This window comes from Sphingomonas faeni (assembly GCF_040407565.1).
GTDB classification, from domain to species: domain Bacteria; phylum Pseudomonadota; class Alphaproteobacteria; order Sphingomonadales; family Sphingomonadaceae; genus Sphingomonas; species Sphingomonas faeni_F.
Genome location: NZ_JAPZPR010000002.1, coordinates 470,717 through 484,471, shown reverse-complemented (window position 1 = coordinate 484,471; position 13,755 = coordinate 470,717). Strand labels below are relative to the sequence as shown.

Genomic DNA, 13,755 nt, shown 5'->3' with positions numbered 1-13,755 from the left:
AGCTGCATGCTATTACCTTGGATCCTGACTTTCGTCACGATGACGGAGCAGTAGATGCCTAGCGCTTCCGCGACTCCGCGCGCTCTTCCGACGTGACGGTGCCGTCGTGGTTCAGGTCCATCCGGTCGAACCAGGCGAGCGTGCCTTCGCTCCACTCGATCGCGGTGATCACGCCGTCCTTGTTGCGGTCGAACGCCTTGATGCGAGCGTTGGGCGAGGGGAGTTCGTCCTTGGTGACGCGATCGTCGCCGTTGCGGTCGAGCGTGCGGAAGCGGCGTTCCATGCTGGCCCCGAAATCGAGCCGCGACGTCACCGAGGGCGGCACGAAGCCGACCGCGTTGGCGTCGGCCTGCGCCCGCTGCTCGTCCTTGTTGCCGCACGCGGACACCATAATTCCCGTCGCGGCGAGCGCCGCTACCAGTTTCACCTGCATAGAATCTCCCGTCGTATCGATGCCGTCAGGCCTCGAGTTCGATGTCCCAGTACAGCCAGTCGTGCCACGTGTCGTGCAGGTAGTTGGGCGGGAAGCTGCGGCCGTGTTCTTGCAGATGCCAGTTGGTCGGGCGGATCGCCTCGATATGGAGCGGCATCGCCGCCTGTTTCGGCGTGCGCCCGCCCTTTTTGAGGTTGCAGGGCGAGCAGGCGGTGACGACGTTCTCCCATGTGGTACGACCGCCTTGCGCGCGGGGGACGACATGGTCGAAGGTGAGATCGCGCAGCTTGCCGCAATATTGGCAGGTGAACTTGTCGCGCAGGAACAGGTTGAAGCGAGTGAAGGCGGGAAATTGCGACGGTCGGACGAACTGTTTGAGTGCGATCACCGAGGGCAGCTTCAGCGCGAAATTGGCGCTGCGGACTTCGCGTTCGTAGGTGGCGACGATATCGACACGGTCGAGGAAGACAGCCTTGACTGCGGTTTGCCACGGCCAGACGCTGAGCGGATAGTAAGAGAGCGGCGTGTAATCGGCATTCAGCACGAGCGCCGGACAGCCATCCGGGTGACGCATCAGATCGGGGTGAAACACGGCTCCTCCCACTCAGGCTTCGCAGAGCGCCCTATGGACGACAGCGATGACACGGCCATGACAGCACGCCGCGTGGCGGTCGGTCAAGCATGCTGAGCGACGGACCGGTCGTAACGCGGTTCGCGCCGAGCCCGACGGGGCGGTTGCACCTGGGTCACGCGGTGTCGGCGATCCGCGCGCACGACTACGCGCGCGAGCGGGGCGGGCGGTTCCTGCTGCGGATCGAGGATATCGACGGGACACGGAGTCGACCTGAATTCGTGGCGGGAATTCTCGCGGATCTGGCGTGGCTTGGACTGCGCTGGGACTCGCTGGTGTTTCAGTCGGAGCGGCTGGCGACGTATGATCTTGCGCTGGAGCAGTTGAAGGCACGCGCGCTCGTGTATCCGTGTTTTTGTACGCGGGCTGAGATCGCGGCGAGTGCGTCGGCGCCGCAGGGGGATGTCGGGCCGGTCTATCCGGGGATTTGTCGCGGTCTGAGCGCGGAGGAGGTCGCTGCGCGGGGGGATGTGGCGCATTGCTGGCGGCTCGACATGGCGAAGGCTGTGGCGATTACCGGCGTGCTTGCGTGGCATGACGCGATTGCCGGGACGGTTGTCGCCGATCCGATGGCGCAGGGGGACGTCGTGCTGGCGCGGAAGGATGCGCCGGCGAGCTATCATCTGGCGGTGACTCTGGACGATGCGGCGCAGGGCGTGACGGATGTCGTGCGCGGGGTGGACCTGTTCGCGGCGACGGACGTGCACCGGGTGTTACAGGCTTTGCTGGGGTTGCCGGTGCCGCGCTATCATCATCATCCGCTGGTGGTGGATGCGGCGGGGCGGCGGTTGGCTAAGCGGGATGGGGCTTTGTCGCTGGCGGAGATGCGGGCGGCGGGGGAGGATGGGGCGGTGTTGGCGGCTCGGGTACGGATTGGGTGATGGCGATTGGCTTGCGCTGCTGATCGTCAACGTCCGAGTCAGCCGCAAGGTGTGCTGAGAAACGGACGGCAGCCTATGCCTCCTTGTTCTCCCGCGAAGGCGGGAGCCCAGTCTGGGTCCCCGCCTTCGCGGGGAAACATGAGAATAGCAGGGTGTGGCGCCCGTAACGTGCCACCACCCCGGCGGAGGCCGGGGCCCAATTGGGGGACGGTGATAATGACGCTTATCGCTTCGTTACCTTGGCTTTCCCAATTGGGCCCCGGCCTGCGCCGGGGTGGTGCTCTTGCTTAGAGTGGGTGCGCTAAAGCTCGATCCCCAACCTCGGGGCCGCCCAAGTCATCGCCGAATACAGCGCGATCGTCAGCACGCACCCTGCGACCAGTGATACCCAGAACGGCGCGCCGTGGCGGAGCAGCGCCGGGATCAGCAGGAACATCGGCAGCGACGGCAGCACGTACCAGAAGGTCGCGCCGGCATGCGCAGCCATCGTCCGCGGGTCGGGCTTGTCGCGCCAGAGCCAGATCATGCCGAGCACCGATACCAACGGCAGCGAGGCGACCAGCGCGCCGAAACCGGGATAGCGCTTCGCAATCTCCGATGCAGCAGCGATAAGAATGCCCGAGATCAAGGCTTTCAACGTCAAGTATAACATGCAGCATTTGCGCGCGTTGCACAGGGGTACGCAACACTGTTCAAGCCATTGCTAGCGTCGGCGCGCGCGCTTACATTCGTTTCATGAACACATTCCTCGTCATCCTCCTGATCGCGGCCATGATCGCGACCGTCGTGGCCCTGGTGCGGGGCGTCGTGTCGTTCCTGCAGGAGGGGACGGCGCAAGTCCGCGACGGCAATGGCCCGAGCGCGGCGTCGCTGAAATCGAATCGGATGATGCAGCAGCGGATCTTCTTCCAGGCGCTGGCGATCCTGATCGTCGTCGTAATCCTGTTCGCGGCGGGACGGAACTAAGAGCTTTTCTTACGATCCTCCCCCGCCAGGGGGAGGTGGCTGGCTCTTGCCAGACGGAGGGGGCGGCCAGGAAAACGTTTGTTCCGTGTCCTCCCCCTCCGTCGCCTTTGGCGCCACCTCCCCCTGGCGGGGGAGGATTGCAAGTTGCGGGGCGTCGCGATTGACGAGGGATGCCCTGGTTTTTGCCGGGATCACGGCGTCAGAATGGCGCGCTAGCTGGAAGATCGATGGTCAAGCTCAACAAGATCTACACGCGAACGGGTGACGACGGCACGACGGGGCTGGTCGACGGCTCGCGTGTGTCGAAGGCCAGCGCGCTGATGCAGGCGATCGGCGATGTCGACGAGGCGAACTCGGCGATTGGCGTGGCTGTGGTGGCGCTCGGCGACGATCCGCTCGCCGCTGCTCTGGAGCGGATCCAGAACGACCTGTTCGATCTTGGTGCCGACCTTGCGACGCCTGCAACCGACGACGGGTTCGCGCCGTCCGAGATGGTGTTGCGGATCGTGCCGGCGCAGGTCGAGCGACTCGAGCGCGAAATCGATGCGATGAACGCGCATCTCGCGCCGTTGCGCAGTTTCATTCTGCCGGGCGGGTCGCCGCAGGCCGCCGCACTGCATCTGGCCCGCGCCATTTCGCGGCGCGCGGAGCGATCCGCGGTTGCGGCGACTCACGATATGCCGTTGAATCCCGCGGCATTAGCGTATGTTAACCGGCTATCGGATTTCCTGTTCGTGGCGTCGCGGGCGGTGAACCAAAACGGGGCCGGCGACGTTCTATGGCGACCGGGGGCTACGCGCGCAGAAGCGTGATCGGCGTTCGCGCGTTGCGGTACTGGGCGACGCATTGAAGGATAACCGATGCCGCAGCCTATTCGTCCCGAACTCACCCCCGCTCGTTCGTCGGATTTGAGCGAGCGCTTCTCGACCGTACGCGCGCTGACACTGGCGCTGGCCGCGCCGCTGTCGGATGCAGATGCGACGGTGCAATCGATGGACGACGCCTCGCCGACCAAATGGCATCTGGCGCATACGACATGGTTCTTTGAAACCTTCGTATTGCGTGATCATGTCGCCGGTTACGCTCTGCACGACGAGCGGTTCCCGTTCCTGTTCAACAGCTATTACGAGGCCGAGGGGCGGCGCCACGCGCGCGATCGGCGCGGGATGGTAACGCGGCCGTCGCTTGACGAAGTGCGGGCGTACCGCGCGCATGTCGATGCGGTGCTGCTCGATGCGCTGCCCGGCTTGTCGGCGGATGCGCAGGCGCTGGTCGCGCTTGGGTGTCATCACGAGGAGCAGCACCAGGAATTGCTGGTGACCGACATCCTCCACATGTTTTCCGAGAACCCGCTGGAGCCGGCGATGTGGCCGGCGCCGCGGAAAGTGCCGGTCGAGATGCCGGGGCCGATCGGCTGGACCGCGCGCGAGAGCGGGATCGTCGAGGTCGGGCATGACGGCGACGGGTTCGCGTTCGATTGCGAGGGGCCGCGTCACGCCGCCCTGCTGGTGCCGCATGCGATCGCGGACCGTACCGTGACGAACGGCGAATGGGCGGCGTTCATTGCCGACGGTGGCTACACCGAAGCGCGGCATTGGCTGGCGGATGGCTGGGCGTGGGTGAAGGCTGAGGGCATCGTCGCGCCGCTGTATTGGGAACAGGGCGAGGCAGGCTGGACGCGGTTCGGTCTCGATGGCCGACGCGCGATCGATCCGGCGGCGCCAGTAACGCATGTCAGCTTCTTTGAGGCGGATGCGTATGCGAGCTGGGCTGGCGCACGGTTGCCGACCGAGTTCGAATGGGAGGCTGCTGCGGCTTCGCACGACGCGAACGGCGGCAACCAGATGGACGTGGCGGGGCCGGTCGAGCCTCGGCCCGCGACGAATGGCCCGGCGTTTTTCGGCGATGTCTGGGAATGGACCGGCAGCGCATACCGCCCGTATCCCGGTTTCGTGACCGCGGCCGGCGCGGTCGGCGAATACAACGGCAAGTTCATGAGCTCGCAGTTCATCCTGCGCGGTGGCAGCTGTGCGACGCCACGCGGCCATGCACGCGCGAGCTACCGTAATTTCTTCTATCCGCACCAACGGTGGCAGTTCACCGGCGTGCGTCTCGCGAAAGATATCTGATGTTGAAGCCTGAGATCGAGGACGGCCAGCAGATGCTTGCCGACCCGCAATTCCGCGCGAACGTGCTGGATGGCCTTGCCCGGCGCCCGCGGGCGATCCCGGCGCGCTGGTTCTACGACCGGCGCGGCTCGGAACTCTTCGAGAAGATCACCGACCTGCCCGAATATTATCCGACGCGGACCGAGCGTTCGATCCTCGAGACGGCGTGCCCCGAAGTCGCGACGCTTGCAGGCGAGGGTCGTGCGGTCGTCGAGTTCGGCTCGGGATCGTCGACCAAGACGCCGATCCTGCTCGATGCCGTCGCGCCGTCTGTGTACGTGCCGATCGACATCTCGGGCGATTTCCTGCGCGAGTCTTCGAAGGTGCTGGGCGATCAGTTCCCCGACCTGCTGGTGCTGCCGTTCGAGGCGGACTTCATGCGGCCGTTGAGCTTGCCTAAGACGATCGCGGATACGCCCAAGCTCGGGTTTTTCCCGGGGTCGACGATCGGCAACATGATCCCGTTGATGGCGGTCGACCTGTTGCGCGCGATGCGGTCTTCGCTTGGCGTGGGCGCGATGCTGTTGATCGGGATGGACCGGATCAAGGGCGAGGACGTGCTGGTGCCGGCGTATGACGATGCGCAGGGCGTGACTGCGGCGTTCAACCTAAACCTGCTAGAGCGGATCAACCGCGAACTGGACGGCGACATCCCGGTCGACGCGTTCCGCCACAAGGCAGTGTGGAACGACGATCGCGCGCGGATCGAGATGCATCTCGAAGCCATGCGCGACGTCGCGTTCGAGGTCGATGGTCGGACGTTCGAGGTCGCTGCGGGCGAGACGATCCACACCGAGAACTCGCACAAATACGGCGCGCGCGATGCACGGATCCTGCTGCGGTCGGGTGGATGGACGCCGATCGCCGCGTGGACCGATCCCGAGGGACTGTTCGGAGTGTATCTGGCCGAGGCGCAGGTGGAGCGGCCTGCGCCCTGAGTGGGGGGCGATCGCTTGATGCTGGTATCGCCCATTCTCGGACATTCCAATTGAGGCTAAGGTAGCGCGCGATAACAACAGGATGCGATGGTGCTGGGACTTCTTGCTCTTGCTGCGGCGTCTGCCGGCTCTTGTCCCGTCGAGCGCGCACAATATGTGTTGCGCCACCATTCTGGTTGGACCGCTCGTTATCGACAGGTCGCCAGCAGTCCCGATTGGCCCAGCGATCTCGCTCTGGCGGTTTACAATCCCACGACTGGCGCAACGTCTTGGTGGTTACCATGGCAGGGCGGAACCGATGGGCTGCAAAACTTCGCCGGAACGGAAGATGTTACGGAGAAAAAGTGGCGGGTGCCTCATCCCGATTCGAGTCCACGTCCGAAAGGTAACAGGCAGTATCAAGGCTTTAATGCTGCCTATGATCTAATCGACGGCGTTCCACGAAAGGGTGACCCGGCACCAGCTCATATGCTTTTCCCGGACTCAGCGAGTGCGGGGGACAGTACGTTCGGCTGGAAGGACTTCTTCGACCTGGTGAGTTGCTCTGAGAAGGGCAGCTAACCTCCCATAGCGGACGTTCCGCTTACGCCCTCCGCCTTCCCAACAGCGGACGTTCCGCTTTCCTCCCTAATCAGCCATTTAGCTACTGTTGGATATACCCCCCCGGAAGGGGGAGGGGGCAAATCAGGGGCGCACGACCTTCGCGCGCCAGGTCGTGATGTAGGCGATGTTGCCGCGGCATTCGCCCATGTCGGCCTGCTCGGAAAGGCGGAAGCGGTTGGCGTCCCAGACGAAGCTCTGGCGCGAGCCGCAGTCACCGAGGCCGCGGCCCTTGGCGTAGCTGGTGAGGACGCCGTCCTCGAACGCGCCGTTGACGACGCTTTTTACAGGGGTGCCAGATTCGGCGCCGGTATCCTCCAACCCCGCGAGGGCGTCGAGTTGGGCTGGCGTGATCTTCGCGCCGTCGACGATGAAGAGCGCGCCGATAAGGTTGTAGGCGCCGGTCGAGCAGGGGAGGATGACGAGTGTCTTGCCGCCGCCCAGCGCGTACGATTCCGGGGTGGTGATCGACCCGCCCGCGCCATCGGGGAAGCTGTCGAGATCGCAGGCGGCGCGTTTGCGCAGCGTTGCGACCTGGGTGGGGATGAGCTTTGCGGCGGTGCCCGACGGGGCGATCGCGGTGATGACCGGGAGCGACGGCGTCGGCGCGCCCGACGGAGCGGGGCCTGTGGCGACGATCGCGTCGATGCTGCCGGCGCGACCCTGCTGCGCGTCGATGTAGCGAAGCGCAGCGGCGGCACCCTTGAGCGAGAGGGTGGCTAGCGTGGCGCCGTTCGCGTCGAGGATCTTGAGCGACGGGGCGTTGGTGATGGCTGCGGCGAGCGCGGCGGTGTCGCGCAGGGCTATGCGCTTGCCGTCGACCATGAAGCTGGCGGGTGGGCGCTTGGTGGCGGCGTCGTCGTTGCTGGTTTCCAGCGCCAGCGAGATCCTGCCGCCGCCGCGCGCCACGGGGCCGGGCTCGCGCGTGAGATTGAGCGTGATGGTGGTGTCGCCGCCACCTTCGGGGAGGAGCGAGCCGAGCGTGCAGCGCAAGCCGTTGTCGCAGCCGACGGTCCAGTCGGCGAAGGTCTTCAGATCCCCCGGTTTCGGGCGCGCGTGCGAGTCGGTGGTGGGCACTGACTGTGCTGCTGTCGCGGCGGCGGGAACTGGCTCGGTTTTCGTCGCCCTCTCGGACGTCGTCTCGGCCGTGGACTGGGACGCCGGCTGTCCCGACGAACAGGCTGCGAGCGGCAGCATGACGAGGGGGCCAAGGGCGGAAAAGATTGGTTTGCACAGCATTGTTGCAGCCTAGCGCTCTAGCTGCCCGGGGAAAAGCGGCTAGGGAGGGGGCAACAAATCAGGAGAGTGATGTGCAGACGATCGGCGTGATTGGTGCAGGACAGATGGGCGCGGGGATCGCGCAGGTTTCGGCGCAGGCGGGCTACCGCGTGCTGCTCGCGGACGTGTCGCTGGAGGCGGCGGAAAAGGGCAAGGCGGGGATCGCCAAGGCGCTTGGCCGGCTGGTCGAGAAGGAGAAGATTGCGGGCGAGGCGCGTGATGCGGCGCTCGCGCTGATCGAGCCGGTCGCGAGCGTGGCGGACATGGGCGACTGTGCGATCGTCGTCGAGGCGGCGACCGAGCGCGAAGCCGTCAAGCGCGCGATCTTCGCCGAGGTCGGCAAGGCGCTGGGGCCGGACGCGATCCTGGCGTCGAACACGTCGTCGATCCCGATCACGCGGCTGGCGCAGGCGGCGCCCGACGCGGCACGATTCATGGGCGTGCATTTCTTCAATCCCGTGCCCGTGATGCGGCCGATCGAGCTGATCCGGGGGCTAGCGACGTCGGACGCGACGTTGGCGGCGGTCGAGGCGTTCGCGGAGAAGCTCGGCAAGCAGGTGGTGCATGCGAACGACGCGCCGGGCTTCATCGTCAACCGCGTGCTGATGCCGATGATCAACGAGGCGTGCTTCGCGCTCGGCGAGGGCGTGGCGAGCGTGCGCGATATCGATCTCGCGTGCCAGCTCGGACTGAACCATCCGATGGGGCCGCTGACGCTCGCCGATTTCATCGGGCTGGACACGTGCCTTGAGATCACGCGCGTGCTGTTCGAGGGAACGGGCGATCCGAAGTTCCGGCCGGCGCCGGTGCTGGTGAAATATGTCGAGGCCGGGTGGTTCGGGCGCAAGACCAGGCGCGGCTTCTACGATTATTCGGGTGCGGAGCCTGTGCCCACCCGGTGATCCACCGAAAGCGCCTTATATCAGGCGGATCGACCCCATTCGCCATGCGATCCCAAGCCAGGTCAGGCCGTGATGCGGCCTCGTCATGCGGATGACGACCAGGGCTTGGTGCGACCCGGTGGCGATGACCGGCTGTTCGGACCAAAATCGGCGGTTCGGGCGGTACACGGCGACTTCGCCACGATGACGATCGGAGGGGGGCTTCGCTGCTGTTGCAGATGCTGCATGCCGCGGCGCTCGCGGGCGCGGGGGATCATCCGAACTTTCGCGCGGACATGCGCGGTGGACTGCAGCGAACCGCGGGGTTCGTCGGCGTCACGACCCGCGGATCGACCGAGGTCGCGGAGACGGCGATCTCGCGGGTGCGGTCGATCCACGACAAGGTGCGGGTACGCTGCGCGACGGCACGCCGAATTCGGCGAACGACCCGGCATTGCTGACCTGGGTCCACGGAGCCGAGAGGTACAGCTTTCTCGCGGGATACCTGCGCTGCCGACGTACCCGCGTCCCGGCACGCTGTGACGGTGTATCTGCACCGGCGCTCAACTGACCGGCGGTCTTAGAGGATCGATTTTCGCACGTCTGGGCCGGCGACAGTCTTTGCTGGCCGGGGTGCCGGGTTGTCATCGACACGGCGTATCGATCCTAGACGGCTGCGTGTTCGCTTTCGTCGAGGGCGGCAGCCAGCCAAGCCGGGATCAGCGCATTGCCCAGCGCATCGACGCGGCGGTGTTCGACTACCAGGCCGCGTTCAGGGTAGGAAGCGCGCGTTCGTGCGTTTGGTTCGCCGAAGGGAGCGACGACGAGACGCCGGTTGACCTTCGCACGGTGATGCATCCGCGCGGTGTTTTCCTGGCCGACGTAGCAACCCTTGGTAAAGCTGACGCCGTTCAGTTCGCGCGCATTGCATTCGAGCCACAGCGTCTCGCCTGCGCCAAGTTCGGCGACACCCTCGGTCACGCCCAGCGACAATCGGTGCGCATGCCAGCCTGATGCTGCGCCAGTGTCGGCTGCGAGCCAGCGATGGCCGAGGGCTGCGAGGCGAGGATCGGGAACGCCTTGCCCGTCAATGAGCGACCAGTGCACCTTGCGCGGATCGGGCTGGAGCGTGATCGCGCGACGCAACCGGTAGAGCGACAGCCGTTTCGTGAGCGCCTCCGCCTGATCGGCTTCGACATCGATCAGTACGTCGTCGCCGTCCGCCCACAGGATGAAGTCGAACAACGCCTTGCCTTGCGGCGACAGCAGCGCGCTCCAGGCTGGTGTGTCGGGCGCGAGCAACGCAGTGTCGGCCGTGACCAGCCCTTGCAGGAAGCCCCGCACGTCGTCGCCTGCGATGCGGATCACGCTGCGATCGGGGAGCATCGTGTCTGATGGCGTGACGGGAATGTGCTGGTCCATATTCGTCACCTAGTGCGTACCGGCCGATTTCCAAGCGGCGCCTTCTCGGCGACGCGCGGCTGGTATCCGCTCGCGTGCGCCGATAGGAGAGCGGGATGACCGACCGCCTCACGATCCGCCGCCCCGACGACTGGCACGTCCACCTGCGCGATGGCGCGATGCTAGGGGCGGTGGCGAGGCACACTGCGCGGCAGTTTGCGCGCGCGATCATCATGCCGAACCTGACCCCGCCGGTGACGACGATCGAGGCTGCGAAGGCGTATCGTGCGCGGATCATGGCGGCGGTCGGCGACAGCGTCGACTTCACGCCGTTGATGACATGCTACCTGACCGACGGCATCGATCCCGCGGAGATCGCGCGCGGTCATGCCGAGGGCGTGTTCACCGCGTGCAAGCTGTACCCTGCGCATGCCACGACCAATTCGGCGCAAGGCGTCACCGATATCCGCGCGCTGACCGGCGTCTTGGAAATGTTGCAGCGGATCGGCATGCCGCTGCTGATCCACGGCGAGGTGACCGACAAGTCGATCGACATCTTCGACCGCGAGGCGGTGTTCGTCGAGCGGACGCTGGCGCCGCTGGCACGAGACTATCCCGGCCTGAAGATTGTGCTCGAGCATATCACTACCGCGGAGGCGGCAGCGTTCGTTACCGAGGCGGATCACCCGATCGCCGCGACGATCACGCCGCAGCATCTGCTGATCAACCGCAACGCGCTGTTCGACGGTGGACTGCGGCCGCACGCCTATTGCCTGCCGGTGCTGAAGCGTGAGACGCATCGGCTCGCGGTCAGGCGCGCAGCAGTGTCGGGATCGCCGCGATTTTTCCTCGGCACCGACAGCGCGCCGCACGTCGTCGGCGCCAAGGAATCGGGGTGTGGATGCGCCGGGATCTTCAACGCGCCGTTCGCGCTGGAGGCGTATGCGCGGGTGTTCGACGAAGAGGGTGCGCTCGATAAGTTCGAAGGGTTCGCGTCCGAGCATGGCGCGCGGTTCTACGGCCTGCAGCTGAACGAGGGTACGGTGACGCTCGTGCGCGCCGACGTTGAAGTGCCAGCGTCGATCGGATCGGGCGAGACGGAGGTGGTGCCGTTCCTCGCGGGGACCAATGCCGGGTGGCGGTTCGAGGGGTAGCGGCTCAAATACGCGTCATCCTGACGAGAGGCAGCATCCGGAGCCAGTCAGGTTGGCGTTCGTGGCCCCCGGGGCGTGACTTTCGTCACGATGACGAAGTTTTGATCCGGTCGAGCCAGAGTCGCGCTTCCTTTTGTTCACCGACTGCGCTGGCGCTGACCGGACCCCGCGCGGCGAAGAAGTCGCGATGGAGCGCGAAGGGTTCCAGCATCAGGCGTTCGCGAATTGTCTCGATGTCCGAGCCCATCTCCATCAGCGACGTGATCGTTGGTGCGATTGCCGCGCGGACACGGCGGTCGGCGCCGCGGTCGAACAGACCGAGCGATCCGGCCGCGGTCTTTTCCAACGCTGCGATCAGAGTGTCGCGATAGTCGGTTTCGAGGTCTTCGCGCTGGGCGTCGAGCCTTGCGAGGCGGTCGGGTTTTGCCATCGGCTTGGGGTAGCGTTTGAGGGCGGCGCGTCAACTTTTACGCTGCGCTTCGAACTCGGTGGCCCGAGCATCGCCGTGTTTCAGCGCGCGCATGAACTAAGCCCGTGTCGTCGGGGGGGCTTTGCCTCGCCAGCCGGGCTTGTCATGGTCGGCTGGTTGGCTGGCCGTCCGACCTCACCTAGAACGGCAGCCACCGACTTTTGTGGGTTATGTTCATGTATCCGACGTTGACGCCCGCGCGCCAGCCGACGCCGAGGCGGATTGGGATGAGGACGACGTTGCCGCGGCGCAGATATGTCGCAGCGAAACCGCCGATCAGGTACAGGCGGCCCTCGACCGCCGGGAACCGCTTGTAGAGCTCCTCGGTGTCGTAGAGGTTGTAGACCAGCACGAAGACCTTGTTCGCGTCGCCGCCCACGTCGAAGCCGACCGACGGGCCGGTCCAGTAGACCGGCTGCTGGCCCTCGACCTTGTGGCTCATGATGCCCGAACCATAGCGGACGCCGAGTACGAACGCGCCCGACGCCTCCCGTCCGGCGATATATGCATTGGGCTGACCCTGGTCCTTGAGGATCTTCTCGAGCAGGCCGCCAAGCCCCGCCGCGCCTTTGCCGAACACGCCTTCGCCCGCCGCGAGCAGATCGTCGCGCTGGTAGGTGTCTGCGGCCTGCATGGTCGCCTCGGCACGCGTTTCCGGAGCCGGCGTGGTGCTTGGAGGCGGTGTCTGCGCAGGGTCGGCTTGTACGTCCTGATCTGCTGGCCGCGAAGGCTGGGTCGTTATCTGCGGGTTCGACGCCTGCGAGGTCGATTGGCCGGCGCGATATTGCGAGGGCCTGGCTGACAGGTCGCCGTCGATCGCCTGGTTAGGATCGATCGTACGGACCTGCGCCGAGGCGCTTCCGCACAGAGTGGCTGCAAGGGCCCCGAGGCCAAGCCAGACGCTACGCATATCAACAATTCCCCGGAACGCGGGCGGCGTCCGCTGCGCTAGGTAACCAAGATGCGCCTTGCCGCGCAATGAACGAACCACCGGCCCGTGTCGATTTCGCGACGGATTAGCGCATTACAGCCGTTGCCCCTTGCGAATACCCCCGCTATAGCCCCGCATCTGCTGCAGCCGGAGACGTGGGTGAGTGGCTGAAACCAGCGGTTTGCTAAACCGCCGTACCGGGTTTACTGGTACCGAGGGTTCGAATCCCTCCGTCTCCGCCAGCGTTCACACTAACGTGTTATAAAAGTACGGTTTTACGGCCTTGCTGCGGCTCCAACCAACAGTCCGACCAACATCGTTATCGGGTGCCTAGCGTGTCTCGTTGCCTGTCCGGAATAGGGAAGATTGGCGCTATGGAACGGATCTTGGGAGTCGGAACGATGACAAGCTTCATTTTTCCTGCGAGCCTGTACTGGATAGGGCCTGCGAACCGCCAGGGGGCTCCGTTTAATATCCCTGACGGTCCGACCGCGGGAATTATGGTAGGCGTCCTCGGTTTTCGCAATCGATCGGGGCTAACACGCGTTACCGCTACATGGCTGGTAGACAGTCCGCCCTACCCTGCCTCCTACAGAATGGAGTATCCGACACCGCGTGAGGTCTTGGATGCTGGCTGGCTGTTGGTGACGCGTAAGAGCAGGATGCCCACGATATGGCGCCCGGGGGTCGTTGCAGCCTACAGACAGCCGCCGGGTAGGGCATCCCAATTACGATTAAACGTGAGCGGTGATCGCAGACCCCCACCCGACCAGTTTGATTAAGTACTCGGTCATGATCTCAGATTAGCGTACCGATATCGTTGGTCTAGTCCGTTGGACGCAATTTCCGTTGTTGCTAACGCGATCAGAGATTTGGGGGGGGCGTCTTGAGCGAGCAGAAACGGTTAAGGCCATTCCTAAAATGGGCAGGGAGTAAGCGTTGGCTCACGCCTTACCTTCGGGCAGCGTTCGAAGGCCACACTCAAGCTTACTATGAACCGTTCCTAGGTTCAGGTACTTGATTT

Annotated in this window: 15 protein-coding genes and 1 tRNA gene; 9 read left to right on the top strand and 7 right to left on the bottom strand. The window is 65.0% G+C overall.

Annotated elements, in window-relative coordinates; genetic code table 11:
- Positions 1-58 precede the first annotated feature (58 nt).
- Both O6Y00_RS06635 and O6Y00_RS06630 read right to left on the bottom strand, forming a co-directional pair.
- Positions 59-433 carry a hypothetical protein gene (locus O6Y00_RS06635; RefSeq protein WP_353441808.1) on the bottom strand — a complete coding sequence of 125 codons (375 nt, stop codon included), beginning with the start codon at positions 431-433 and terminating at the stop codon, positions 59-61.
- A 25-nt stretch (positions 434-458) separates the two neighbouring features.
- The gene (locus O6Y00_RS06630; RefSeq protein WP_056052248.1) at positions 459-1,025 is read right to left on the bottom strand and encodes an HNH endonuclease; all 567 of its coding nucleotides are present in this window, start codon (positions 1,023-1,025) and stop codon (positions 459-461) included.
- An 89-nt stretch (positions 1,026-1,114) separates the two neighbouring features.
- Between O6Y00_RS06630 and gluQRS the strand changes: the two genes are divergently transcribed.
- Positions 1,115-1,945 (top strand): tRNA glutamyl-Q(34) synthetase GluQRS, encoded by an 831-nt coding sequence (gluQRS, locus tag O6Y00_RS06625; RefSeq protein ID WP_353441806.1) that lies wholly within the window; start codon positions 1,115-1,117, stop codon positions 1,943-1,945.
- Between the two features lie 301 nt (positions 1,946-2,246).
- Here gluQRS and O6Y00_RS06620 read toward each other — a convergent pair whose 3' ends face one another.
- Entirely contained in the window at positions 2,247-2,597 is a 351-nt protein-coding gene (locus O6Y00_RS06620) for a DUF3147 family protein (protein WP_353441805.1), read from the bottom strand.
- An 83-nt stretch (positions 2,598-2,680) separates the two neighbouring features.
- On the opposite strand from O6Y00_RS06620, the gene O6Y00_RS06615 reads away from it, so the two are divergent.
- From O6Y00_RS06615 to egtD, 4 genes are all read left to right on the top strand, one after another.
- A complete protein-coding gene (locus O6Y00_RS06615; protein ID WP_056052241.1) occupies positions 2,681-2,911 on the top strand; it encodes a twin transmembrane helix small protein in 231 nt (76 codons plus the stop codon).
- A gap of 227 nt (positions 2,912-3,138) precedes the next feature.
- Complete coding sequence (locus tag O6Y00_RS06610; protein ID WP_353441804.1) at positions 3,139-3,723, top strand: cob(I)yrinic acid a,c-diamide adenosyltransferase; 585 nt, start codon at positions 3,139-3,141, stop codon at positions 3,721-3,723.
- Positions 3,724-3,771: 48 nt separating this feature from the next.
- Positions 3,772-5,040, top strand: coding sequence for an ergothioneine biosynthesis protein EgtB (gene egtB / locus O6Y00_RS06605; protein WP_353441803.1), 1,269 nt, complete (start codon positions 3,772-3,774; stop codon positions 5,038-5,040).
- Positions 5,040-6,017, top strand: a complete 978-nt coding sequence (gene egtD, locus O6Y00_RS06600) for an L-histidine N(alpha)-methyltransferase (RefSeq protein ID WP_353441802.1) — start codon at positions 5,040-5,042, stop codon at positions 6,015-6,017. The genes egtB and egtD overlap by 1 nt, the downstream gene beginning before the upstream one ends.
- Positions 6,018-6,701: 684 nt before the next feature.
- Here egtD and O6Y00_RS06595 read toward each other — a convergent pair.
- Positions 6,702-7,694 (bottom strand): DUF1176 domain-containing protein, encoded by a 993-nt coding sequence (locus O6Y00_RS06595; RefSeq protein ID WP_353441801.1) that lies wholly within the window; start codon positions 7,692-7,694, stop codon positions 6,702-6,704.
- 233 nt (positions 7,695-7,927) lie between these two features.
- Here O6Y00_RS06595 and O6Y00_RS06590 point away from each other — a divergent pair, with 233 nt between their 5' ends.
- Positions 7,928-8,797, top strand: a complete 870-nt coding sequence (locus O6Y00_RS06590; RefSeq protein WP_353441800.1) for a 3-hydroxyacyl-CoA dehydrogenase NAD-binding domain-containing protein — start codon at positions 7,928-7,930, stop codon at positions 8,795-8,797.
- 218 nt (positions 8,798-9,015) lie between these two features.
- Complete coding sequence (locus O6Y00_RS06585) at positions 9,016-9,237, top strand: oxygenase MpaB family protein (RefSeq protein WP_353441799.1); 222 nt, start codon at positions 9,016-9,018, stop codon at positions 9,235-9,237.
- Between the two features lie 205 nt (positions 9,238-9,442).
- Here the strand turns inward: O6Y00_RS06585 and O6Y00_RS06580 are convergent, their stop codons facing one another.
- Positions 9,443-10,198, bottom strand: a complete 756-nt coding sequence (locus O6Y00_RS06580) for a YgfZ/GcvT domain-containing protein (RefSeq protein ID WP_353441798.1) — start codon at positions 10,196-10,198, stop codon at positions 9,443-9,445.
- 95 nt (positions 10,199-10,293) lie between these two features.
- Here O6Y00_RS06580 and pyrC point away from each other — a divergent pair, with 95 nt between their 5' ends.
- A complete protein-coding gene (gene pyrC, locus O6Y00_RS06575; protein ID WP_353441797.1) occupies positions 10,294-11,331 on the top strand; it encodes a dihydroorotase in 1,038 nt (345 codons plus the stop codon).
- Between the two features lie 85 nt (positions 11,332-11,416).
- Here pyrC and O6Y00_RS06570 read toward each other — a convergent pair whose 3' ends face one another.
- Together O6Y00_RS06570 and O6Y00_RS06565 are read right to left on the bottom strand one after the other, a co-directional pair.
- Positions 11,417-11,761, bottom strand: coding sequence for a hypothetical protein (locus tag O6Y00_RS06570; RefSeq protein ID WP_353441796.1), 345 nt, complete (start codon positions 11,759-11,761; stop codon positions 11,417-11,419).
- 178 nt (positions 11,762-11,939) lie between these two features.
- Positions 11,940-12,710, bottom strand: a complete 771-nt coding sequence (locus O6Y00_RS06565) for a DUF1134 domain-containing protein (RefSeq protein WP_353441795.1) — start codon at positions 12,708-12,710, stop codon at positions 11,940-11,942.
- A 170-nt stretch (positions 12,711-12,880) separates the two neighbouring features.
- Between O6Y00_RS06565 and O6Y00_RS06560 the strand changes: the two genes are divergently transcribed.
- Positions 12,881-12,973 (top strand) — tRNA-Ser (locus O6Y00_RS06560).
- Positions 12,974-13,755 lie beyond the last annotated feature (782 nt).

Bases quoted from the DNA above. Each gene is read 5' to 3' on its own strand.
- O6Y00_RS06635 (WP_353441808.1), bottom strand. From the start codon at position 433: ATGCAGGTGAAACTGGTAGCGGCGCTCGCCGCGACGGGAATTATGGTG.
- gluQRS (WP_353441806.1), top strand. From the start codon at position 1,115: ATGCTGAGCGACGGACCGGTCGTAACGCGGTTCGCGCCGAGCCCGACG.
- O6Y00_RS06620 (WP_353441805.1), bottom strand. From the start codon at position 2,597: ATGTTATACTTGACGTTGAAAGCCTTGATCTCGGGCATTCTTATCGCT.
- O6Y00_RS06615 (WP_056052241.1), top strand. From the start codon at position 2,681: ATGAACACATTCCTCGTCATCCTCCTGATCGCGGCCATGATCGCGACC.
- O6Y00_RS06610 (WP_353441804.1), top strand. From the start codon at position 3,139: ATGGTCAAGCTCAACAAGATCTACACGCGAACGGGTGACGACGGCACG.
- egtB (WP_353441803.1), top strand. From the start codon at position 3,772: ATGCCGCAGCCTATTCGTCCCGAACTCACCCCCGCTCGTTCGTCGGAT.
- egtD (WP_353441802.1), top strand. From the start codon at position 5,040: ATGTTGAAGCCTGAGATCGAGGACGGCCAGCAGATGCTTGCCGACCCG.
- O6Y00_RS06585 (WP_353441799.1), top strand. From the start codon at position 9,016: ATGCTGCATGCCGCGGCGCTCGCGGGCGCGGGGGATCATCCGAACTTT.
- O6Y00_RS06580 (WP_353441798.1), bottom strand. From the start codon at position 10,198: ATGGACCAGCACATTCCCGTCACGCCATCAGACACGATGCTCCCCGAT.
- pyrC (WP_353441797.1), top strand. From the start codon at position 10,294: ATGACCGACCGCCTCACGATCCGCCGCCCCGACGACTGGCACGTCCAC.
- O6Y00_RS06570 (WP_353441796.1), bottom strand. From the start codon at position 11,761: ATGGCAAAACCCGACCGCCTCGCAAGGCTCGACGCCCAGCGCGAAGAC.
- O6Y00_RS06565 (WP_353441795.1), bottom strand. From the start codon at position 12,710: ATGCGTAGCGTCTGGCTTGGCCTCGGGGCCCTTGCAGCCACTCTGTGC.